Origin of the sequence: Rheinheimera pacifica (assembly GCF_024809855.1) — a bacterium.
In the GTDB taxonomy this organism is placed as follows: domain Bacteria; phylum Pseudomonadota; class Gammaproteobacteria; order Enterobacterales; family Alteromonadaceae; genus Alishewanella; species Alishewanella pacifica_A.
This window is the reverse complement of record NZ_JANUEM010000001.1, coordinates 32,865-54,218: the sequence shown is the minus strand read 5'-3', so window position 1 is coordinate 54,218 and position 21,354 is coordinate 32,865. Positions and strand designations below refer to the sequence as shown.

Genomic DNA, 21,354 nt, shown 5'->3' with positions numbered 1-21,354 from the left:
CGACCCAGCGCTACCTTAGCAAACTTTTATTGCCTTTGCCCGGTAATATACAGCCCTCTGCTGTAGGGCTGTACGCTGGTGCTTAAGCTGAAAACCGGTCAGAGGCCAGCCGCTTACACAACTGCTGTGTTAGCGGCAGCGGTTCAGCACAAATCTGGCAGGCTAAAAGCTCAGCCAGCAATGGCGACAGCATAATACCTCTGGCACCCATGGCACCAATCAGGTAAAGGTTTTGCTGATTCGCCAGTGGGCCAACCACAGGCAGATGATCCGGCAAAGTGGCACGAAATGCCGCTGTTGCACTGCTTACTTTAGCGTCAGCAAACCAGGCAGGCTGCTGCAGTTGCTGGCGCACCAATTCTACATTTTCGCTGTTATCCTGCTCACTGATAAAAGCCTCTGTTGCGCTGCGGTCAAAGGTAGCGCCAACACTGTGCAGGTTTTGCCACTGCGGCGTAATATAACCTTTGTGGCACAGTACTGTTTTAAGGGGGGCCATTGTACTGGCCTGCACATAACTGACCTGACCACGGATTTTATTCAGTGGCAACTGTGCCGTGGGCGCAAATTCTGCCAGTTTGCTGCCACAGGCCAGCACTAAAATGGCTGAGTGTATATCTCCTGCGCTGCTATCTAACAACCATCCGCTGTTGTATTGCTTTATTGCCTGCACTTTGCAATCAGCGCTAAAGCGAAATAACCTTTGTTGTTGTAAGTATTGCAGTGCCTGTAAACAAAACTGCTGCGGGCTTAGCCAGCCAGCCAACGGTAAATAAATGCCGCTGTGGGGCAGTTCAAGCCCGGCAATAGCAGAGGCTTCGCTGGCATTAACGGCCTGTACCAGTTCAGCCGGCCATAGTGCTTTATCCATTAGCTTGTGCTGGCGCTGTTGCAACTGCGGATTGCTGGCAAGATGCAGCAGGCCGCACCAGTCCATAGCAAAACTCAGCCCTTGTTTTTGCCAGTGCTGATAAAAGCGCCGGGCAAACAAAAAAGCCTGCGCATGTAACTGGCTGTCATCGGTCAGATTGGTATGCAGGTTGGGGTACACAGCACCCTGGCGGTTCTGGGACGCCTGGCGTGCCACCATGTCATCTTCGCAAATAAGATGCACGGCAACACCGCGCTGCGTTAGTGCCAAAGCGGTGCAAAGCGATGCGATGCCGCCGCCGAGAATAGTAACTTCATGCTCTGGCGCTGCAGGTGCTGCTACTGGGGCGGGCGCTGTTACAGGAAGGGCAGCATCCGTTAGCATAGTAGCGGTTAGCATTTCGCGCTTGCGGCCAAAACCTTTAATTTTGCTTACCGTAAAACCAGCTTGCTGCAGGCCACGCTTTACCACCCCGGCAGAGGTAAAGGTTGCTACGGTGCTGCCGTTGCCACTTAGCCTGGCCAGGCCGGTAAACAGCTGCGGCTGCCACATATCCGGGTTTTTACTGGGAGCAAAACCATCCAGGTAAATAGCATCTGCTTTGGCATTAAGCTCTGGCAGCAGCGCATTTACATCACCAAACCACAAATCCAGTATTATGCTGCCGTTATCAAAGCTAAGCCGGTGACAACCGCCAACACACGGCGGATAGGCTTGCAGCAGTTGCCCGCACTGCTGTTTAAGCTCGGTATGTACCGCCAGTGCCTGAGTTAAATCGGCATGGCTTAACGGGAATTTTTCAAAACTGCTGAAATACAGGCGTTGGCAGGGCGCGTCAGGAAACTGCTGGCGGTATTGACGAAAACGCAGCCAGCTCAGCAGAAAGTTAGCACCGGTGCCAAAACCGGTTTCAATAATGTGAAAAGCGGCTGCCGGATGGCTTTGCCAGCGCTGTGGCAAGCCATTTTGTTGCAAAAAAACGTAATCGGTTTCGGCCATGCCACCGTCATTGGAGAAATAAACGTCGTCAAAATCTGACGCCACAGGTGTGCCTTGTTCATTAAAATGTATTTTGGCGTGTGTAAGCTGAGACATAAGTAAGGCGGGTCCACCACAATATTCGGCTTGTAGTTTACCCTAAGCTATCGCAAAATTGAAAACAGAGTACAAGTGTGCGCTGAAAGCTGACCACTTTGCAGAACAAAGTCCGTACAATAGCGCACAGTATTATTTTAACCTTGCCGGCAATTGGCTGGTCGATGGAGAAAGCATGAAAAGAGCGGTAATCACAGGTATTGGTATTGTGTCCAGTATTGGTAATAACAAAGACGAAGTACTGGCCTCGTTACAGGCCGGGCGTTCAGGTATTACCCGGTCAGAAGAATTTGCTGAGCTGGGCCTGCGCTCACAGGTATGGGGTAATATCAAACTGGAACCCAGTGAGCTGATTGACCGTAAAGCTATGCGTTTTATGGGTGATGCCGCAGCCTATGCTTACCTTGCTATGCAGGAAGCCATAACAGACGCCGGTTTTACTGAAGAGCAGATTTCGCATCCGCGTATTGGCCTGGTGGCAGGCTCGGGTGGTGCCTCGTCTAAAGTACAGGTAGAAGCTGCAGACATTCTGCGTGAAAAAGGTGTAAAGCGGGTTGGCCCTTATGCGGTGCCAAAAACTATGTCCAGTACCTGTTCGGCCTGTCTGGCAACACCATTTAAAATTAAAGGCGTTAACTATTCTATCAGCTCGGCCTGTGCCACCAGTGCACACTGTATCGGTCACGCGGTAGAGCTTATTCAACTGGGTAAGCAAGACGTGGTATTTGCCGGTGGCGGTGAGGAAGTGCACTGGACGCTGGCCATGGAGTTTGATGCCATGGGCGCGCTGTCTACCAAGTACAATAACTCTCCTGAGCTGGCATCACGTACTTATGATGCGAACCGCGATGGTTTTGTTATCAGCGGCGGTGGCGGCATGGTAGTGGTTGAAGAGCTGGAGCACGCCTTAGCCCGTGGTGCCACTATTTATGCTGAAGTAACCGGTTATGGCGCAACGTCTGACGGTTATGACATGGTAGCACCAAGCGGTGAGGGCGCTGTGCGTTGTATGCAAATGGCAATGCAAAATGTCACTGCTCAGGTAGACTACGTTAATACCCACGGCACCAGCACGCCGGTAGGTGATGTAAAAGAGCTGGGGGCTATTCAGGAAGTGTTTGCCGGTAAATCACCTGCTATTAGCGCAACCAAAGCGATGACCGGCCATGCACTGGGTGCTGCAGGCGTACATGAGGCCATCTATTCACTGCTGATGATGAAGCACAGCTTTATTGCGCCTTCCATTAATATCGGCGAGCTGGACGAAGCGGCACAAGGGCTGAATATTGTTACTAAAGCCACTCCGGCTGAGCTTAATACCGTGATGTCGAACAGCTTTGGTTTTGGTGGTACTAACGCTACGTTAGTGATGCAAAAGTATCGTGGCTAATAGCCACGACAGCCAATACAAATAGCAGAACGGGCGCCTCAGGCGCCCGTTTTTTATGCTTCGGTATCATCCAGATCCCAGTCATCCAGTAACTGGCGCAAACGCTTTTGCTCCAGCAGATCATCTATACGGCGCCGGGCTTCCAGTTTTTGTTTTGTTTTGCTGTCTTTTGGCGATAAATCTTTGACGATCTCAACGTCATCCGTTAAGTCATCCAGTTCAAAATCGTTGCTTTCTACCTGTGACATAAGCGCACCTCAGATTTTTTTTGCTTATTTACCGAGATTTACCGGTTTTAAACAGTGAATTATTTTTTTACCGACGATAAAAATTTTTCAAATAACAGTTTCCGCTTCGCTCAGCAGTGGCCTGAACACCTGCTTACGTGGCGATAACTGGGTTTTATTGCTTACCATATGCTCAATAAAATCAATTACTTTTTCTTGCAAACGCACGCTATTTAACCGGTTAATACGGGCTATGCCGCCGGGGCTCATTACGTTTACTTCAATCAGTTTGCCGTTAATTACGTCTATGCCGGCAAAAAATAAACCGTCACGGGCAAGCTTAGAGCCTATATGTGCACATAGGCGCTTTTCCTGTTCGGTTAGCTGGTGTTTAACCACAGTGCCTCCGGCATGTACGTTAGATCGCACATCATCTGCAGGCGGAATACGGCGCATAGCGCCTATAGGCTTGCCGTTGAGCATTAAAATACGAATATCGCCCAGTTCAGCGCCTTCAACATATTCCTGCAAAATAACGTAGTTGCCGCGCTCGGTATCGCCAATATAAAAATCCAGTAACGAGCGGGCGCTTTGCGCGGCCGATTTTTCCAGCAAAATAACACCCTTACCACCATAGCCATTCAGGGGTTTTAAAATCATTTTATCGTTGGGTGACTCTGCCAGTACCCGTGCCAGGTAATCCTTGTTTTTCGACACATGGGTTACCGGAATAAACTCGTTGTCCGGGTCATGCAAAGACGCGGTGTACATTTTATTATTGGCAATCCGCACACCGTCTAAATCGTTCATAATAAAGGTGTCTTCGCGTACTGAATCTAAAAAATTCAGTACTATCGGGTCCAGCGGCGGGTTTAAGCGGATAAAAATAGCATCAAAGGCTGCCAGCGGTAATTTCTGCTGGTTAAACTGTGCGTTGCGGTAAAAGCTGGCAATATTGCTGGACACTTTCTGGCCTTTAACAAACACTTTGCAAAATGCCTGGGCGATACTGTCGCGCACGGTTAAATTAGTCGCATGGGTAATAGCTACCGTATGGCCGCGGTTGACCGCTTCGTGGATCATCCGGATGGTGCTGTCGCCTTCGGGGTAAACTTTGTCCCACGGGTACATTAAAAAACAAATGCGCATAGCAATCCTTGTATAAGCCGTTCTGGCTAAGCATACGAGAGCCGCCAAAAAAAGGAAGCGGATGATAGCGGATAGCCAAAAAAACACACGTGAATTTTTATCGCTTTGCGCAAACAGATCGGCTTTAGGTTATGCTGCGTAACAGTTGTTTACTTAAGTAAGAACCCTACAGGAGATAAACATGAAAACATTACTAAGCGCCGTAGCTTTAGCTTGCGGTTTACTGGCCATGCCAGCCATGGCTAACCAATGTGGTGAAATTCTCGGCCATTCTATGCAACAGTTAAATACGCGTGAAAGCGTAGATTTGTGCGACAGCTATAAAGGCAAAACCCTGCTGGTGGTGAATACGGCCAGTAAATGTGGTTTTACCAAGCAGTTTGAAGGCCTTGAGGCGCTGTATCAAAAGTATCAGGACAAAGGGTTAGTGATTCTGGGGTTTCCGTCAGACAGTTTTATGCAGGAATATGACGATGCCGAAAAAACCGCAGAGGTATGTTATTTAACTTACGGCGTAAAATTCCCGATGTTTGCCAGCTCTAAAGTAAAAGGCGATGACGCCAACCCGGTATTTAAAGCGCTGATTGCCAAAACCGGGGAAGCACCGAGCTGGAATTTTAATAAGTATCTGGTAAGCAGCGACGAGCAAACGGTAAAACATTTTGGTAGCCGTACCGCGCCGGATGATAAGGCCTTTATTGCTGAGCTGGAAAAAATGCTGGCGGCTAATGCCGGTGCTGAGCCTGCGGTAAAAGCTGGCGAGTAAGTTGTAGGTCAACTGCTTTTGCGGGTGTAAAAGCTGGCAAGTAAGTCGTAGGTCAACTGCTTTTGCTGCAACACTCGCTTTGGCTTATCACAGCAACTCGCTCACGCTGGCGCGTTCGCTCAGACACTCTGTGATAACCAAATCGAGGTTCCAGCCGCAGTTGACTGCCGTATATCGTTGCAGCGCAAGCAGTTGACGGGGTAGCTGCGACTGCAGTTGATTATCTTAGCAGCCGAAGCAGAATTTCTCTGGTGCTATGCCTTCTGGCTCAACTCAAACGCCGTATCCACAGTAGTGGGTTTTGCCTCTGCTGCGCTGCGGGCTAAAACATCACAACGCTCGTTCTCCGGGTGGCCGGCATGGCCTTTTACCCAGTGCCAATTAATGCTGTGTGCAGCTGCAGCAGCATCTAACCGCTGCCATAAATCCTGGTTTTTCACCGGCTGCTTCTGGCTGGTTTTCCAGTTATTACGCTTCCAGCCTGCCAGCCATTGGGTAATACCTAAGCGCACATACTGGCTGTCGGTGGTTAAATCTACATTGCAGCTGTCTTTTAAACTCTCCAGCGCAATAATTGCAGCTAACAACTCCATCCGGTTATTGGTGGTAAGTTTATAGCCGCCGCTTAACTCTTTGCGATGCTGTTTATAAATCAGTACAGCACCGTAGCCGCCCGGGCCGGGGTTACCCAGGCAGGAGCCATCGGTATAGATCGCAACTGTTTTGCGCATAAAGCCTTTCCTCAAACCAAAACGGCGTATAATCTAACCCAAATGCTGTAAAAAACGAAACTGCCATGGCTAAAAGACAAATTATTCTCGACACTGAAACTACTGGTCTGAACCCTAAAGACGGCCACCGTATTATTGAAATAGGCTGTGTAGAGCTGATTAACCGGCGTTTTACCGGCAATAATTTTCATGTTTATATTAACCCCGAGCGGATTATTGACGCTGAAGCTGTTGCCGTACACGGTATTACTAACGAGCGGTTAAAACACGAGCCCAAATTCCGCGATATCGCCAAAAGCTTTTATGACTATATTCACGGTGCAGAGCTGGTGATCCATAACGCTGCGTTTGACGTTGGTTTTATTAATCATGAATTTGCTATGCTGCACCCGCAACTGCCACCGGTTGCTGACTACTGTGCCATTCTGGATACCTTATTAATGGCGCGGGAACTGCACCCCGGCCAAAAGAACAACCTTGATGCACTGTGCCGCCGGTATGACATTAATAACAGCCACCGCACACTGCACGGCGCTTTACTGGATGCCGAAATTTTAGCCGATGTTTATCTGCTGATGACAGGCGGCCAGGTAAGTTTAAACCTGGCAAATGAGCAAGACGGCGCTAACGGCGACAACGGCCCGGCAGCAATACAACGCAGTGGCAGGCTAAAAGTGCTGCAGGCAACGGCAGAAGAGCTGGCTGCGCATGAAAACCGGCTGGATCTGGTGCAGAAGAAAGGAGGCAGTTGCCTGTGGCGAAACTGATAACCGCTTTAGGTTTATGGCTTTGCAGCCTGCCTTTGGGGGCCTGGCAGGCTACGTCGCTTGATACAGCCGCAACCCCAGCCGCAGAGGTAACAGAAGCTGTTGATGAGAAAACACTGCACGAAAGTGGTTTTACACTATTAAGTGATTTACCGACAAAAAACCAGATTTCGCTGTTTGATAACCGGTTTCGTATTGACGACAAAGTAGACGAAATTACCCTGCTGTTGTTTCGCCGCCGTGGTTCAGCATCGGTAGTGCTGGTAAAGCCGGACGGCAGCAAAATTCATTTTAATACCGCTGAAGCTCAGCAAGTTCGTTGGCATGACGCCAGCAGCTACGATTTAATTCAGATAAAAAATCCGATGCCGGGGCCCTGGCAGGCCATTGGCCGCCTGCTGCCTGAAAGCCGTATTATGCTGCTAAGCGACATTAAACTGAACGTAGAGCCGTTACCTGCCAACCTGATGGTAGGTGAAACCGTTAAGATCACCGCACGTTTAACCAATGGCGATCAGCCGATAACAGCGAAAGACTTTAACGAAGTGCTGGCGCTGGAAGTTATTTTTGTCAGCACCAATAATGCTGACTACGACAACTTTGGCCGTGGTGTAGTGCAGGTAGCCCACTTTCGTGACGATGGTAAAGGCTATGACGAACGGGCCCGTGATGGCATTTTTACCGGCGAGTTTCAGCTAAAGTTTGTTGCCGGTGAATGGACGCCTAAATACATAGTACGCACACCGCTATACACCCGGGAAGTAGAACAGGCCCCGGTGGTATTAAAACCGGCGCCAATAGTGGCAGATATTACTGCAGCGGCTGCACCTGCTGACGACAAGCCACAACAACAGGCTATACCGCATCAGGTACTGTTTCGGGTAACAGATGACAGCGTTAATGCCGCGTCGGTATTACTGCAGGGCAGGGTACGTTACCCTACTGGCGAGATAGAACCTTTTGCTTTGAATGAACCCGGTAATACCCCAAGGGAGCTTAAACTGCATAACCGTGGCCATGGCAGTTATATTTTGGAAGTGGCAGCTTTTGGTGAAATGAAAGATGGCCGCGAATTTATGCTGAATCTGCCTGAAGTGAGTTTTGTGGTTAACCGGCCGGTGCAAGAGGCTCCGGTATTGGCGGATTTACCCCAAAAAGTGAAAGATGAAATAGCCGCCGAGCAAGCCGAACCTGTGCCTGAGTTCCCCTGGGGTTTAGTAATTGGTGCCAATTTATTTATCCTGTTTGGAGGCGGTTTTGCGATCTGGTTTGTTATGACAGACAAGAAATTAGCCGATTTACAGTTCTGGCGTAAAAAAGAAGTGAAGGCCGCGCCTGTTGCGGCAGCAGTAGAAAAAAATAAGTCTGCAGCAGATAAAAACAGCAGCAATGCGCAAAAAAACAACGATATGGATGACATTCTGGATCTGACCTTGCCGGATGATTAAGGATTAGGCAAAAGCGGCAAAAAAGGTGTTGACGGCCTTTCGGCTAATCCGTATCATTCCCGCCGCACTGCAGGATACCCAAATGAAATTCTGCAGCGCAATTGGCGCGGAGCGGTAGTTCAGTCGGTTAGAATACCGGCCTGTCACGCCGGGGGTCGCGGGTTCGAGTCCCGTCCGCTCCGCCAATTTATGTAAAGCTTCTTCGGAGCGGTAGTTCAGTCGGTTAGAATACCGGCCTGTCACGCCGGGGGTCGCGGGTTCGAGTCCCGTCCGCTCCGCCACTAAGCCTTACACTGCTTGTCTGATTCCGGAGCGGTAGTTCAGTCGGTTAGAATACCGGCCTGTCACGCCGGGGGTCGCGGGTTCGAGTCCCGTCCGCTCCGCCAATTCAGAAAGCCACCGAAAGGTAAAAGCCAAAGAGCGTAAGCTCACTCCAGCGCGGAGCGGTAGTTCAGTCGGTTAGAATACCGGCCTGTCACGCCGGGGGTCGCGGGTTCGAGTCCCGTCCGCTCCGCCACTTTAAACCAGCATAATGCTGGTTTTTTGTTTTTTAGCTTAAGCGGTAGTTCAGTCGGTTGCTTTCTATTAGAAGCATGGCCGGCCTGTCACGCCAAAAGCCGCAAAGTGCGCGGGTTCGAGTCCCGTCCGCTCCGCCACTTTAAACCAGCATAATGCTGGTTTTTTGTTTTTTAGCCTGAGCGGTAGTTCAGTCGGTTACTCTCTATTCAAAACTAAATAAGCAGTTGTACAACTGTTGCGACAGGCTTTGACAAAGCACCTTAAAGCCATTTAAATACCTACCGGAATTTTTCCACACATCGCTTATTAACAGTTTGGACGTTATCCCTATGAGCAAATTAAAGTTGGCACTGGTGTTGTTACTTGTGCTTATTGGCGCAGTAATCGCATTTCATCAAAGTATTATTTCTGCAGTTATTCTGCCGCAGTACATCAACTGGGCCAGCGACACAGAGGCTGCCGGTGTGCAACAGGGCGAGCCACTTAATGCAGCACAACTGGAAATTGCAAAGGAGATTGGTATTAAACAGCCAGAGAAAGTGCGGCTGGTATATGTTGATGCAGTGCCGTTTCCGTATCACAACCCTATGCTGAAGTTAGTCGGTGAGGCCACCGGCTTTATTGGTGAAGGGGTTATTAACAACGCCCAGGTATTTGGTTACTCAATTTATGTCAGAAAAGATTATCCGCTAACTACACCCAAGCTGGCGCACGAGTTGGTGCATGTGCTGCAAATTGAACGTGCCAGCTTAAAACAGGTGATAACCCAGCACTTTGCAGATTTACTTAAGTACGGCTACGACAACTCACCACTGGAGCGCGAAGCCTTTGAGGCTAATAAAACCTATGGCAACCGCTAACGCCACAGTCCAATGTTTCGCTAACTGCCGTGCTGCAGTTAGGTTAGTGTTATGAACCAAACCGTTTTACTGCTTACGGATATCTTCGGCCAGTGCGCAGGCTTTAAGCGCCTGCAGGCCGATTTGGTTCATGTTGGCGCCAGGCTGCAAATTGTTGACCCTTATCAGGGCAAACCGCAGCAGTTCGCTAATGAAGAACAAGCTTACGCTGCTTATATTGCTAAGTGCGGCCATAATGCGTATGCAAATATCGCTGCTCAGGCGCTGCAAAGCTGCTCACAGCCGTTTGATCTTGCAATAGGTTTTAGCGCCGGTGCCAACGCGCTATGGCGCGTTTTAGCTGATATTGACAGCAAGCAGGTTAAACAAGCGATACTGTTTTACCCCGGCCAGATCCATCAGCATTTAGCGCTGAAGCCGAAAGTACCCACTCAGGTTATTTTTGGCAACAGCGAGCCGCATTTTGCTGTGGCCGATATCTGCCTGCAGTTACAGCAGCAGGGCGTGAGTGCCATTAGCACGCCGTATGGGCATGGGTTTATGAACCCGGTGTCTAAGGCATTTAATGAAGCGGGGTATCAGCAGCAGCTCAGCCAGTTGCTGCTGATATTAAAGTCGGCAAAGTACTAAGGTTTCGATATTGCCGGTGCAGTACAAATGCACCTTTTGGTTAAGTCATTATCGCCTTTGCTGCATATTCGTTTTAAAGCTGATTAACATTTACCACGATGCGGCCGCGCACTTTGCCGTCGAGTAAATGTTGTGCAGTATCACACACCTGCGCTAAGCCTATCTCGGTGGCGACATCTTCCAGCGTTTTGCTATCAAGTAGCTTAGCCAATCTATCCCAGGCCTCAGTACGGTCTTTTACAGGGCGCATGACACTATCTATGCCGGCCAGGGTAATACCGCGCAAGATAAAGGGGGCTACGCTACCCGGTAGATCCATACCCTGTGCTAAGCCACAAGCGGCTACAATACCACCATACTTAGTGCTGGCACAGGCATTGACCAGTGTATGGCTGCCGACAGAGTCAATCACGCCTGCCCAGCGCTCTTTCGCCAGCGCCCGTCCGGGTTCAGAAAGTGTATGCCGGTCAATAATCTCGCTGGCGCCAAGTGCTTTTAAGTACTCAGCTTCTGCAACCCGGCCGGTGGCTGCGACAACGTTGTAGCCTAGTTTAGCCAAAATCGCGATAGCGTAGCTGCCCACGCCACCATTAGCACCCGTCACCAATATTTCGCCGCAATTGGGCATTACGCCATGTTTTTGCAGCGCCATTATGCACAGCATGGCGGTGTAGCCTGCGGTACCAATTGCCATTGCCTGTTTGGCGGATAACGCTTTGGGAAGTGCGATTAACCAGTCACTATTAAGCTGTGCTTTTTGCGCTAACCCGCCGCAGTGTATTTCGCCGACACCAAAGCCGTTTAGCAGCACCTGATCACCGGCTTTAAATTTACCCGACGTACAGCTGATCACGCTGCCTGCCAAATCGATGCCTGGGATCAGCGGGAATTTACGCACCACGGGGGATTTTCCGGTAATGGCCAGCGCATCTTTATAATTCAGCGTGCTGTATGCCACGCTCACCAGAGTGTCGCCGTCCATCAGCACCGAGTCGTCTAAGTCCTTAACGGTTGCTGTGTAATTTTGTGGGTCTTTTTCAATCAATACGCCTTTAAACATCTTGCCTCCTAAATAGACCGACTGTCTATTAACTGATAAAGAATTACCCGGCTAAGCGCTGAGTAAAGAGTTCTACGTACTTATCCAGGGGCCCGGTGCTTTGCTCCAGCCGTGCACGGCTGACGGCACCTTCCCAGCCAATCCAGAAAAACTCGGCCAACACTTCGCAGTCTGCATTCGCTGGCAGCTCTCCTGTTAATTGCGCTTCGCGTAGGCACTTTGCCACACGCTGCTGCCAGCTTTGGAAGGTGGCAATCAGCATGGGCCGAAAGCTTTCAGGCAATAGGTCTACTTCCTGGCCTAAGTTGCCTACCAAGCAGCCGCGTTTAAATTGATGCCGTGCTATGCCTTGTTTGGCGTCTTCCACAAAATTGCGAATACGCTGCATCGGCGCATAGCTGTTGTCCAGTAAGTGACTATCGAGCTTGTGGGCAAAGTAGCTGGCGTAGCTACTCAGTACAGCATGGCCAAAGGTTTCTTTGCTTTGAAAGTAAAAATAAAACGAGCCCTTAGGCACGCCGACTTTTTTCAGGATTTTATCTAAGCCCGACGCGGTAAAACCTATTTCGGTTAAATGCTCAAGCCCGCTTCTGATCAGCTCAGTGCGGATATCCCGGTTTTGTGCCACCGTTTTAGGCGGCCTGCCTCTGCGAGGCGTGGGGTTTAATATGGTCATGCCGGAATTATAGACCGACCGTCTATATATTCAAATTAGACAAAAGTCGAAACCCAAAATAATATATGCCAGCAGTTACAGCAGCAAGGCGTGAATGCCATTAGCGCGCCGTATGGGCATGGGTTTATGAACCCGGCGTCGAAAGCGTTTAATGAAATGGGGTATCAGCAGCAGCTACATCAGTTGCTCTGACCTTAAAGTCGGCAAAGTACTAAGATTTCTTTTTACTGCTGTTATCTACCACAATTTTTACCCGTTCATGCGGCATATATTCCTCCGGCTCGTCAGGGAAGGCCTCAGCATCGGTATTCGTCATGCTTTCAAAGCTACCGGATAATATGCCGAATTCATCTTCTAAATTCGGTACATTCCCCATCTCTTTAACACGTTTGGCTATCCGCTTGCCCAGCCATTCGTCAAACTCAGGAGTACCCGGTTCAGGTCTGTCAGTTCGTTTTTTCATAGTAAATCCTTCACGCAGTAGTCGCTTTTACCGCCAACGTAGGTAAAGCCCATAGCTTCATAATGAGAACGTACTTTATTGTTTATGGGGTTCATTATTCTGATTTGCTCAGCACCAATAATATCTGCATAAGTTTCCGCGACTAAAACCGTTAACTTTACCGTCTGGCCTGTTAGTGGTGTTTTCTCAGGAGAAGATTTAATCATATCTAACCGCAGTTTACCCGCGTCCCAGGTGGGCCGGCCCAAAGATACACTGCATAACATACTATGAAACCAGATGGCGAGCTCAAACCGCTTAGGATAAATGGCAGCGTAGCGGTTGACCCAATGCTGCCACGACCACATTATCCGGCGATCAGGATGCGCCTCCCAGTGGGATAACTGTGCCATTGTTCTGCCCGAAAGTTATTTCTTATTGAAGCAGGGGTTAACTAACGCCAGAAGAAATATTTGCACAAAAAATAACCAAAATACGGCAATATCAGCATTAAATCAGAAGTTCGTTGGTTTTATTCAGTGCCAGAATAGCAGTATGGCTTTTGTTGCCGTTCGCCGTGGCCAAGTATATCAAAACCATTGAAAGATTTAGCCGATTTAAATGCTTGACGATAATTAAGTTTAAGGCAAAGGTGGCAGATGTTTTGGGGCTTATTTGACAATACAAAGTTCAGGGTAGCGAAAAGTAAGATCTGGCCCCGGAGTTACTGTTGAAAGTTAGCCGCAGTCTTGGCACTGCGGAGATAAATAAGGATTGCTCCAATATAACAAGGAACGTGCGGTAAAAATGATATGACCGTTTCTGAATGGAAGCAAGCACGATTTGCTGTGCAATATCCAAGGTATGACGTTGAGGTTCTTGATGGAGATGGAAGTGTTGTTAAGGGGCAGACTAAACTCGGTATGGTAAGAGATTCATATGATGAAGCTGATGACTGCTCGGCATATTAAGTAAGAATTATTTATAATAAGTATTAGCTTACGGGAGTTTCAAATGGAGCACTTCAAATTCGAAGGACTAACGATACATCGCCTTATTGCACATACAATTTTTGCTAGGGGTAAAGATAAAGCACTTGTTAAACCAAACCTGACTGATAAATTGCTCCCGCTACAAGGTGAAGCTAAAGACCTTATCCAGCTGAGAGTTACCACTGCATTAGGTAGTTCTTCACACGGCTTAGAAGTGCAGATTGTTAAGAATGACACGAATTCTTTTATGCAAAAAGCGGCTTCAAGTATTCATGCTAAAGATGATGAATTTATAGCGCTGTCGAGAGCATTGGCACTTGATTTAGCTGAAGCTCAAACAAACCCCAAGTGGCCTGGTGGGGTTCTGATTGTTTTTAGCGGTAAGGTGGGTGAATCACAGCAGCCGTTTTTGGCAGCGCTAAAAGCAGAAACGGATAAAGGGTTTGATGTTGAGGAAGTTAATGGGGAAATTACATTAAAACTAGTGAAAAAGATGTTGTTGTCGCAAACTCAACGACTTTACAAAATAGGTGTTTTGATAGAGAACCAGTATCAGAAGCCAACTGATGATACAGGGTATTCTCCTGTTAATTACAGATCATTTTTGTTTGATCACCTCCTGACTGCGACTGAAACCAGGCCCGCTGCAGCCTATTTTTATGATACTTTTTTAGGTATGAGTATAACTGGCTCATCTAAGTATCAGACACGTCTATTTTATGAAGAAACAAGAAATTATATCGATGCAATGCCTATTGATGACGGCGATAAGTATGATTTGCGAGAAGCTTTGAGGGCTGAACTAAGAAGCCAAAATGCTACTATTCAATTGAAAGAATTTGCCGAAACGCATTTTGAGCCAGAATTTAGATCTGATTACATTAAAACCCTTACTGAAAAAGGTGCCCCTGATGGTGCTGTCGTGAAAGATATTGACTATATAAAGGCTAAACTGAGACGCCCTCGTAACTTTATGTTCAGCAGTGGTGTAAAAATCCAAGCGCCTGCTGATGTTAGTTTAAATGAGCTTGTTAAAATTGGCGAGCAGAGCGATGGTTTTACGACAGTTCAAATTAAAGGTGGGATACAGGCGCGGGAATGACAATGATAGCTGAGTTTGAGACTTGGTTAAGTGATAATGCTTCTGCTCTAGATGCTTGGGGAAGTTTTGTCGTCAATTCAATGCTTAAGTTAGCTTCGCAGGCTGGTGTAAAGCCTCAAATGTCTTCGTTCCGCTCAAAGGATGTCCATTCGGCAATTGGGAAAATAGCCCGTAAAGGGTATAAAAAACCTATTTCTGAAATGACAGATTTGGTTGGTGCGAGAGTGGTTGTGCTTTTATCCAAAGATTTACGGGCAGTTGCCAATTTGCTAAATGGTAACGATTACTGGGATGTTCAGTTAGCTCGAGATCCTGATGAAGAGGTCGCCAAAAGCCCGGAGAAATTCGATTATCAGTCATTGCATTATGAACTTCGTGCTAAAGCTGACAGTATAATAGATGGAGTGAGCGTTCCTAAAGGACTATGCTGTGAGTTGCAGATTAGAACTTTGATGCAGCATGCTTATGCGGAGGTTGCACATGATAGTATCTACAAAAGTACATGGCCAGCTCCTGTTAAAGCAAGACGTTATATCGCCAGTAGCGCGGCCCTTATTGATACTGCAGATCACCTATTTTGTGAAACCATGGAAATTTTAGCTGAAGAAAATAAAGCGAGAGGCGAACTGCTTGAGCAGTTGTCAGCGCTTTATGATGCGAAAATTTCGCCATCTAAAATTAAAGATCAGAAGCTGAATATGGTCATTCTGGATGAGTTTGAGGATGAGCTACAAGGTCAAAGCACTTTGACAGAGATAAACGATTTTTTAACCAGAAAAACCTACATAGCGGATAGAATAAAAGAGAGGGCTATTACAGATCCTTTCTGGGCTCAGCCGGTTGTAATTCTGGCATATTGGCTGGTGAGTCGTTCTCCATATGAGGTTTTTGATAAATGGCCATTTGCTGGTTCACATGATGCGTTGGATATGGTTTACAGTGATCTTGGTTTAAACCACTGACTTTTCTTAAAACCCTTTAATTTAGCTCAACCCCCTTAACACCTAAGCTGCAGTAACTTACTACTGCAGCTTAGGTGTTTATGCCGGGGCTTCGGGGTCTTACTTTTTGCCATGTGAAAAGGGATCGGAGACAATTAAAGGCATATCTTGATAATCTATTATATTTCAATTGCTTGAATAAGGTTTCGGCTATTGGCTCCGAACCCATTTTCGGCATATTACAGAGAATAAATAAAGTGCATTTTGAAACCATTGAACAGCAATTAATCGAACTGGAGCAATTACTGATACAGTCGGCTACCCGGTTGTCGGTAGAGCTACTGGACAGCTATCTGGCCGATGATTTTTATGAGATTGCTGCGACTGGCCGCTGTTTTGGTAAGGCTGATGTGCTTGAGCGCCTGCCAACTGAAACGCCGCCAGTTATTACCCAGCAAGATTTTAACTGCCGTGTTCTGGCTGACGGGCTGGCGCAGCTAACTTACCGTGCAACCATACAACGCGCAGAAAACGATAACCCAAGTTACTCAGTGCGCAGTTCAATCTGGCGTTTTGATGGTGAAAAATGGCAGATGGTTTTTCATCAAGGTACCGTCTGTGGGCCATTTGGAAATCGCTAGGAAAAAGAGTCCTTGCTAATTAAACAGATGCCAGGCGTTCTATCATATCGGGATATTTTTCAACCAGCTTAATTAAAAGGGCCGCCTGGCCATTGGGCTTAGATTTGCTTTGCTCCCAGTTTTTCAGTGTCTCTGGGTTCAGGCGTAACTTTTGAGCAAAGACTGACTGAGATAAATGCAGTTTTTGCCTTAAGGCAACGATTTGCTCTGCTGTAACCATGGGTACAGGCTTTGCATCCAGAGCTACCTCGCGCAATGTAACCTTGCCCTGGCGTTGCTGTGCCATTTCACTGACACCTTGCATAAGTTCTGCGAATAAATCACGCTTTGCCATCTTGAATACCTCTCGCTTTTAACTCTACTTCAATGGCCTGCTTCAACTGTCTTTCCTGAGCAGATGTCAGGTTCTCCATCTCATCTTTGTCGTAAATGGCAAACATCCAAAATTGCTTATCACGACTCAACCAGTAATAGATAACTCTTAGACCACCGCGCTTACCTTTTCCCCGCCCTTCGTCAGTCCAGCGGAGTTTTCTGAAGCCGCCAGTTCTTGGCATGACATCACCACACTCGGGATTACTCAGCATAAACTGCTGTAATTCCTTGTATTGCTGGTCATTTAAGTAGTGGCTGACCGTTTTTGTAAAAACGGAGGTTTCGAAGAAAATCGCTTTCATTGGGGTAAGTGTAGGCAAGTTGCCTATGTTAATCAACTCTGAGCAAGAATAAAGGCTTTAAGTGGCTATGCTGAACTAACTTCTTAATCGCCACCAACACGCCATTATTACCCATATAAACAAACTGGCCGGGGATAAAATCTCCCACGGCTAATGTTCGACGGCACTTTATTACTTGAAATCGGTAACTGTTGTCAGTACTTTTCCGTCTTTAATCTGCAGCAATACCGGTAAGCTGCGTACATTAAACTGGCGAAACAGTACGCCATGTTCGTCGATACTTATCGGCAGGTTAAGCTGGTACTTATCTTTAAACTCGGCTACTGCTTTATCGTCGGTCCATAAGTGATTAACAATAACCTTAAGCGGCGGCCCTGGTAGTTTTGCGGCCAGCTGGTTTAAACCTTTTTGTGCATCGCTGCACGCTTTAGACATTTCAGGGCGCGAGTCGGCCAGATACCAGTCGCACCAGGTAGCAGTAAAAAACAGCGTATGTTCGCCGGTTAAATACGGCTGTAGCAGTTGCTGCTGCGCCGCTGCGGTTATCACGCTGGTGTTAGCGGCAGGTAGTTGCTGGCCTTTCGCTAAACGCTGTAAAAAGCCATCTAACACCGCATCAGATTCATGGCTGCTATATACTTGTGCACCGTTACTGTTAATAAGCACGGAGTAGGGTGTACCTACCAGGCCCAGGGCTACTGCCAGCTTGCCTTCAACATCCAGCCACACCGGCATGCTTAGCTTAAAGCGCGATATCACCGCTGCTATTTCCTCACTACTTTCATTAATATCAATGTTTACTGCAACAAAGTTCACCTTATCGCCATACTGCTGATACAACGCCTGAAAATGCGGCATTTGCTCCATACAGGGCTTGCACCAACTGGCCCACATTTTTACATACAGCGGTTTATCGGTATCCAGGCTTGCCAACGAAGTAGGGGTAAGCGCCGGGAAGCTGGTTAAGTTAACCTGTTGATAACTAATATTGTTGTTTGCTGCGGCACTGGCTGAATACAGCGGTGCCAGCGCAGCGCATGCCAGTAGCAGGGTAAAATAAAAGTTGCGCATTAAGGGTTCTCCGAAAATGGGTTTAGCAGAGCATAGCCGCTTAACACGGCACTGTATTGTAAATTTGCGACAGTTTGCGCGTTTGATACTGTGCCCTTTTTCTTTACCGTGCTTTTTCTATAGCTTACAGTAACTTCCATTATGGCAAAGGAATTACCCTCTATGAAATTACATGGTTATTGCAGTGGCTTGCTGCTGCTGGCAAACGTAGGTCTGCAGGCTGCAGTTCAGCCGGAACTAATTGAGCAATCATTGTCGTTACGTGATAACTGGATGCACCTTACCCGTGACCTGATGCTGGAGCCGCAATGGGCAGCGCAGGGGCACAGCTTCCATTACAAGCTAAGTGTGGAAGGCGGTTTTATGTTTTTTAAAGACAGCGTTGAAGCGGCCAACCCTGAAGCTGCGTTTGATCATCAGCGCATTAGTGCTGCATTAAGCCAGGCTACCGGCCACACATATAGCGCGCTGCAATTACCCTTTGATAGTTTTAGTTACAGCGAAAACGAACAGCAGATCCGCTTTTTTTATAATGGTGAACGCTGGCAATGTCAGACCGATGGCCAGTTATGTGAAGTTGTCACGTATAATAACCGGCCTAAAGCCTTTGGTGTGGTAAGAGATTTACGGGTTGATGCCTATAACCCTGAACGTAAATCGCCGGATGGCCGTTATACCGTGCAGGTTGTTGAGCATAACCTAATCATTACCGATGCCAGCGGTAAGCTGTATTTTCACACCCGCGATGGTAAAGCAGAGCACTTTTACGACCCTGAATCGGTGCAGTGGGCACCGGATAGTTCTGCGTTGCTGGTAATGAAAGTAATACCGGGTGAAGCACGTTTGATAAATCGTGTACTGGCAGCGCCGGATGATCAGTTAGAACCCAAAACCCTTACCCAGCTTTACCCTAAACCCGGTGATGCAGTAGATATCGACCAGCCGGTACTTGTGCAGCTTGATACCGCCCAAGCCCATATAATCGATAACCAGCTGTTCAGCCAGCCCTATACATTGGACAGAGTAAGCTGGCAGCCAGACAGCAGCGGTTTTGTGTTTCGTTACACTGAGCGCGGGCACCAACTGGCACGGATTATTGCAGTAAATGCCAAAACGGCTAAAGCCAGCGCTTTACTTACAGAGAATACCGAAACCTTTATTAACCAGTGGGGCGCGTTTTTTCAGCCATTACAAGGTACCGACAAAGGTTTTATCTGGTCATCTGAACGCGATGGCTGGGCGCATCTTTACCTGTACGCTGCTGATGGCACACTGAAAAACCAGATCACCAAAGGCGACTGGCGGGTACGCCGGGTAGTGCATATTGATGAAGATAAAAAGCAGCTTTGGTTTGCCGCCAGCGGCATTAATGCCGGGCAAGACCCGTATTTTGAGCATTACTACCGTATCAACTTTGATGGCAGCGGTTTAACCGCACTAACCAGTGCAGATGCACAGCATCAGGTTAGCTTTTCGGCTGATATGCAGTACTACATTGACCTGTATTCCAGAGTAGACTTACCCAGCGTGGCAGAGCTGCGCCGCAGCAGTGACGGCAAGCTGGTACGTAAACTGGCGCAGGCCGATATCCGCCGCCTGAGTAAAGCAGGTTTTAAAACCCCGGAACCTTTTGTTGCCAAAGGCCGTGATGGTAAAACCGATATCTGGGGGCTTATTGTTACACCACGTAACTATGACGCAAAAAAACGTTACCCTGTTATCGAAAATATCTATGCCGGGCCGCATGACAGCTTTGTGCCTAAAAGTTTCTGGCCGTTTGGTTTTCATTCCGGCGGTGATAAAGTTATTGGTATGCAGGCGCTGGCCGATCTTGGTTTTATTGTGGTGCAAATAGATGGCATGGGCACGGCTAACCGCTCTAAGGCGTTTCATGATGTTGCCTGGCAGAACTTGGCTGACTCCGGTTTTCCGGACCGTATTCTGTGGCACAAAGCCGCGGCTAAACGCTTCCCCTGGTATGATATCAGCAATGGTGTCGGCATTTATGGTGCCTCTGCTGGTGGGCAAAGTACCGTGGCGGCATTGCTGTTTCACCCGGAAATATACCGGGTAGGGGTGGCCTTTGCCGGTTGTTACGATAACCGTATGGATAAAATCAGCTGGAATGAACAATGGATGGGCTATCCGGTTGGTGAGCATTATGCCGCATCGTCGGTAACTGAACATGCTGCGTTATTGCAAGGACAATTGCTTATTATTAACGGCGAACAGGACAGTAATGTCGACCCTGCATCAACCATGCAACTGGTTGACGCCCTGATCAAAGCTGATAAAGATTTTGACTTGCTGGTAGTACCCGGCGGCGAACATTCTGTTGGCCGCTCCAGCGGCCCAATCCGCTATGTACAGCGCCGCCAGTTTGACTTTTTCCTGCGCCACCTGCAAAAGCAAGCCACACCAGACTGGAATCAGTTAAACCGTCAATAACGCTTCGCTGCAATATCGGCTTAATTACCCATTTAAGCCGGTATTCAGGTAGTTACGTTTAAGTTATGCCGATAATTTCTTAGAGCCTGTTTACGGTGTTGCAAGCTAAAGTTATGCAAAGCAGCGTGTAAACAGGTTTTTATTTGGGATGATCTTATGCGGCAGCACCTGTATTGGCTGGTATTGTTTGCCAGCTTTTTCGGCTATAGCTATACCCCCGAAGAAGGGGATATTGTTTTTCATACCTCTTTATCCGCTCAAAGCCAGGCAGTACAGGCGGCTACCGGTTCGCAGTATAGCCATATGGGTATTGTGTTGTTCCTCAGCGGACAGCCCTTTGTGTTTGAAGCGGTGCAACCGGTAAAATACACTCCGTTACAACGCTGGCTGGACCGGGGTAAAAACCGGCATTATGTGGTTAAACGTTTAAAATCGCCTTTATCTAAAATGGCTGTTGCCCGCTTGCACAACATGGCAGAACAGTATGAAGGCAAACCTTATGATCTGACATTCGAATGGTCTGACGATAAACTCTATTGTTCTGAACTGGTTTGGAAGCTCTACAAAGCCGCTGCAGATATTGAACTGGCACCGCTGGAGAAGCTGGGCAGTTTTAATCTCGCTCACCCGGCCGTAAAATCGAAACTGGCCGAAAGGTACGGCAACACTGTTCCGGTTAATGAGGCGGTTATTTCACCGGTTGCCATTTTTAATTCTGAATTTCTTCAAACGATTGCTGAACGCTGATTGCATCTTATGTCTGATTAATGCTGTAATATTTAATTAACAATTATGCGGAGGTCAGCCAGGGGATCAGAGTTGCTGAATTTAAAGATTCGGAAGGTAACCGC

The 21,354-nt window shown here is 47.9% G+C and carries 23 protein-coding genes and 4 tRNA genes; 16 read left to right on the top strand and 11 right to left on the bottom strand.

Annotation, left to right across the window (positions count from 1 at the left end):
* Positions 1–82: 82 nt before the first annotated feature.
* Complete coding sequence (gene mnmC, locus M2404_RS00270) at positions 83–1,966, bottom strand: bifunctional tRNA (5-methylaminomethyl-2-thiouridine)(34)-methyltransferase MnmC2/FAD-dependent 5-carboxymethylaminomethyl-2-thiouridine(34) oxidoreductase MnmC1 (RefSeq protein WP_259237437.1); 1,884 nt, start codon at positions 1,964–1,966, stop codon at positions 83–85.
* A gap of 175 nt (positions 1,967–2,141) precedes the next feature.
* On the opposite strand from mnmC, the gene fabB reads away from it, so the two are divergent.
* Positions 2,142–3,356 (top strand): beta-ketoacyl-ACP synthase I, encoded by a 1,215-nt coding sequence (gene fabB, locus M2404_RS00265; protein WP_259237435.1) that lies wholly within the window; start codon positions 2,142–2,144, stop codon positions 3,354–3,356.
* A gap of 53 nt (positions 3,357–3,409) precedes the next feature.
* Here fabB and M2404_RS00260 read toward each other — a convergent pair whose 3' ends face one another.
* Together M2404_RS00260 and M2404_RS00255 are read right to left on the bottom strand one after the other, a co-directional pair.
* Entirely contained in the window at positions 3,410–3,604 is a 195-nt protein-coding gene (locus tag M2404_RS00260) for a PA3496 family putative envelope integrity protein (RefSeq protein WP_259237434.1), read from the bottom strand.
* Between the two features lie 87 nt (positions 3,605–3,691).
* Complete coding sequence (locus M2404_RS00255; protein WP_259237433.1) at positions 3,692–4,732, bottom strand: glutathione synthetase; 1,041 nt, start codon at positions 4,730–4,732, stop codon at positions 3,692–3,694.
* A 181-nt stretch (positions 4,733–4,913) separates the two neighbouring features.
* Between M2404_RS00255 and M2404_RS00250 the strand changes: the two genes are divergently transcribed.
* Positions 4,914–5,498, top strand: a complete 585-nt coding sequence (locus tag M2404_RS00250) for a glutathione peroxidase (protein WP_259237431.1) — start codon at positions 4,914–4,916, stop codon at positions 5,496–5,498.
* 254 nt (positions 5,499–5,752) lie between these two features.
* On the opposite strand, the gene rnhA is transcribed toward M2404_RS00250, so the two are convergent.
* Positions 5,753–6,229 (bottom strand): ribonuclease HI, encoded by a 477-nt coding sequence (gene rnhA / locus M2404_RS00245; RefSeq protein ID WP_259237430.1) that lies wholly within the window; start codon positions 6,227–6,229, stop codon positions 5,753–5,755.
* 65 nt (positions 6,230–6,294) lie between these two features.
* On the opposite strand from rnhA, the gene dnaQ reads away from it, so the two are divergent.
* The 8 genes from dnaQ to M2404_RS00205 all read left to right on the top strand — a co-directional run bounded on the left by dnaQ (position 6,295) and on the right by M2404_RS00205 (position 10,453).
* Positions 6,295–6,996 carry a DNA polymerase III subunit epsilon gene (gene dnaQ / locus M2404_RS00240; protein ID WP_259237429.1) on the top strand — a complete coding sequence of 234 codons (702 nt, stop codon included), beginning with the start codon at positions 6,295–6,297 and terminating at the stop codon, positions 6,994–6,996.
* A complete protein-coding gene (locus M2404_RS00235) occupies positions 6,984–8,444 on the top strand; it encodes a TIGR03503 family protein (RefSeq protein ID WP_259237428.1) in 1,461 nt (486 codons plus the stop codon). The genes dnaQ and M2404_RS00235 overlap by 13 nt, the downstream gene beginning before the upstream one ends.
* 108 nt (positions 8,445–8,552) lie before the next feature.
* Positions 8,553–8,629 (top strand) — tRNA-Asp (locus tag M2404_RS00230).
* Between the two features lie 19 nt (positions 8,630–8,648).
* A tRNA-Asp gene (locus tag M2404_RS00225) sits at positions 8,649–8,725 on the top strand.
* Positions 8,726–8,753: 28 nt separating this feature from the next.
* Positions 8,754–8,830, top strand: a tRNA-Asp gene (locus M2404_RS00220).
* A gap of 54 nt (positions 8,831–8,884) precedes the next feature.
* Positions 8,885–8,961 (top strand) — tRNA-Asp (locus M2404_RS00215).
* 331 nt (positions 8,962–9,292) lie between these two features.
* Positions 9,293–9,823, top strand: coding sequence for a hypothetical protein (locus M2404_RS00210; protein ID WP_259237427.1), 531 nt, complete (start codon positions 9,293–9,295; stop codon positions 9,821–9,823).
* Between the two features lie 51 nt (positions 9,824–9,874).
* Complete coding sequence (locus tag M2404_RS00205) at positions 9,875–10,453, top strand: dienelactone hydrolase family protein (protein ID WP_259237426.1); 579 nt, start codon at positions 9,875–9,877, stop codon at positions 10,451–10,453.
* 73 nt (positions 10,454–10,526) lie between these two features.
* Here M2404_RS00205 and acuI read toward each other — a convergent pair whose 3' ends face one another.
* The 4 genes from acuI to M2404_RS00185 all read right to left on the bottom strand — a co-directional run bounded on the left by acuI (position 10,527) and on the right by M2404_RS00185 (position 13,044).
* Positions 10,527–11,513: an acrylyl-CoA reductase (NADPH) gene (gene acuI / locus M2404_RS00200; RefSeq protein ID WP_259237424.1), complete on the bottom strand. Its 987-nt coding sequence runs from the start codon at positions 11,511–11,513 to the stop codon at positions 10,527–10,529.
* Positions 11,514–11,556: 43 nt separating this feature from the next.
* Complete coding sequence (acuR, locus tag M2404_RS00195; RefSeq protein ID WP_473091804.1) at positions 11,557–12,189, bottom strand: acrylate utilization transcriptional regulator AcuR; 633 nt, start codon at positions 12,187–12,189, stop codon at positions 11,557–11,559.
* Positions 12,190–12,400: 211 nt separating this feature from the next.
* Positions 12,401–12,652, bottom strand: coding sequence for a hypothetical protein (locus tag M2404_RS00190; RefSeq protein WP_259237420.1), 252 nt, complete (start codon positions 12,650–12,652; stop codon positions 12,401–12,403).
* Positions 12,649–13,044, bottom strand: a complete 396-nt coding sequence (locus M2404_RS00185; RefSeq protein WP_259237419.1) for a hypothetical protein — start codon at positions 13,042–13,044, stop codon at positions 12,649–12,651. The genes M2404_RS00190 and M2404_RS00185 overlap by 4 nt, the downstream gene beginning before the upstream one ends.
* 399 nt (positions 13,045–13,443) lie before the next feature.
* Here M2404_RS00185 and M2404_RS00180 point away from each other — a divergent pair, with 399 nt between their 5' ends.
* From M2404_RS00180 to M2404_RS00165, 4 genes are all read left to right on the top strand, one after another.
* Positions 13,444–13,602: a hypothetical protein gene (locus M2404_RS00180; RefSeq protein ID WP_259237417.1), complete on the top strand. Its 159-nt coding sequence runs from the start codon at positions 13,444–13,446 to the stop codon at positions 13,600–13,602.
* Between the two features lie 43 nt (positions 13,603–13,645).
* The gene (locus M2404_RS00175; protein WP_259237415.1) at positions 13,646–14,725 is read left to right on the top strand and encodes a nucleoid-associated protein; all 1,080 of its coding nucleotides are present in this window, start codon (positions 13,646–13,648) and stop codon (positions 14,723–14,725) included.
* On the top strand, positions 14,722–15,687 hold the full coding sequence (locus M2404_RS00170; protein ID WP_259237413.1) for a GTP pyrophosphokinase: 966 nt from the start codon (positions 14,722–14,724) through the stop codon (positions 15,685–15,687). The genes M2404_RS00175 and M2404_RS00170 overlap by 4 nt, the downstream gene beginning before the upstream one ends.
* A gap of 236 nt (positions 15,688–15,923) precedes the next feature.
* A complete protein-coding gene (locus M2404_RS00165) occupies positions 15,924–16,307 on the top strand; it encodes a nuclear transport factor 2 family protein (RefSeq protein ID WP_259237411.1) in 384 nt (127 codons plus the stop codon).
* Between the two features lie 19 nt (positions 16,308–16,326).
* Here M2404_RS00165 and M2404_RS00160 read toward each other — a convergent pair whose 3' ends face one another.
* The 3 genes from M2404_RS00160 to M2404_RS00150 form a co-directional block, all read right to left on the bottom strand.
* The gene (locus M2404_RS00160) at positions 16,327–16,641 is read right to left on the bottom strand and encodes a helix-turn-helix domain-containing protein (RefSeq protein ID WP_259237409.1); all 315 of its coding nucleotides are present in this window, start codon (positions 16,639–16,641) and stop codon (positions 16,327–16,329) included.
* Positions 16,628–16,984, bottom strand: coding sequence for a transcriptional regulator (locus M2404_RS00155; protein ID WP_259237407.1), 357 nt, complete (start codon positions 16,982–16,984; stop codon positions 16,628–16,630). The genes M2404_RS00160 and M2404_RS00155 overlap by 14 nt, the downstream gene beginning before the upstream one ends.
* A 171-nt stretch (positions 16,985–17,155) precedes the next feature.
* Positions 17,156–18,055, bottom strand: coding sequence for a TlpA family protein disulfide reductase (locus M2404_RS00150; RefSeq protein ID WP_259237405.1), 900 nt, complete (start codon positions 18,053–18,055; stop codon positions 17,156–17,158).
* Between the two features lie 162 nt (positions 18,056–18,217).
* Here M2404_RS00150 and M2404_RS00145 point away from each other — a divergent pair, with 162 nt between their 5' ends.
* The gene (locus M2404_RS00145) at positions 18,218–20,503 is read left to right on the top strand and encodes a S9 family peptidase (protein ID WP_259237404.1); all 2,286 of its coding nucleotides are present in this window, start codon (positions 18,218–18,220) and stop codon (positions 20,501–20,503) included.
* A gap of 156 nt (positions 20,504–20,659) precedes the next feature.
* The gene (locus M2404_RS00140; protein ID WP_259237403.1) at positions 20,660–21,250 is read left to right on the top strand and encodes a YiiX family permuted papain-like enzyme; all 591 of its coding nucleotides are present in this window, start codon (positions 20,660–20,662) and stop codon (positions 21,248–21,250) included.
* The last annotated feature ends 104 nt before the right edge of the window (positions 21,251–21,354 follow it).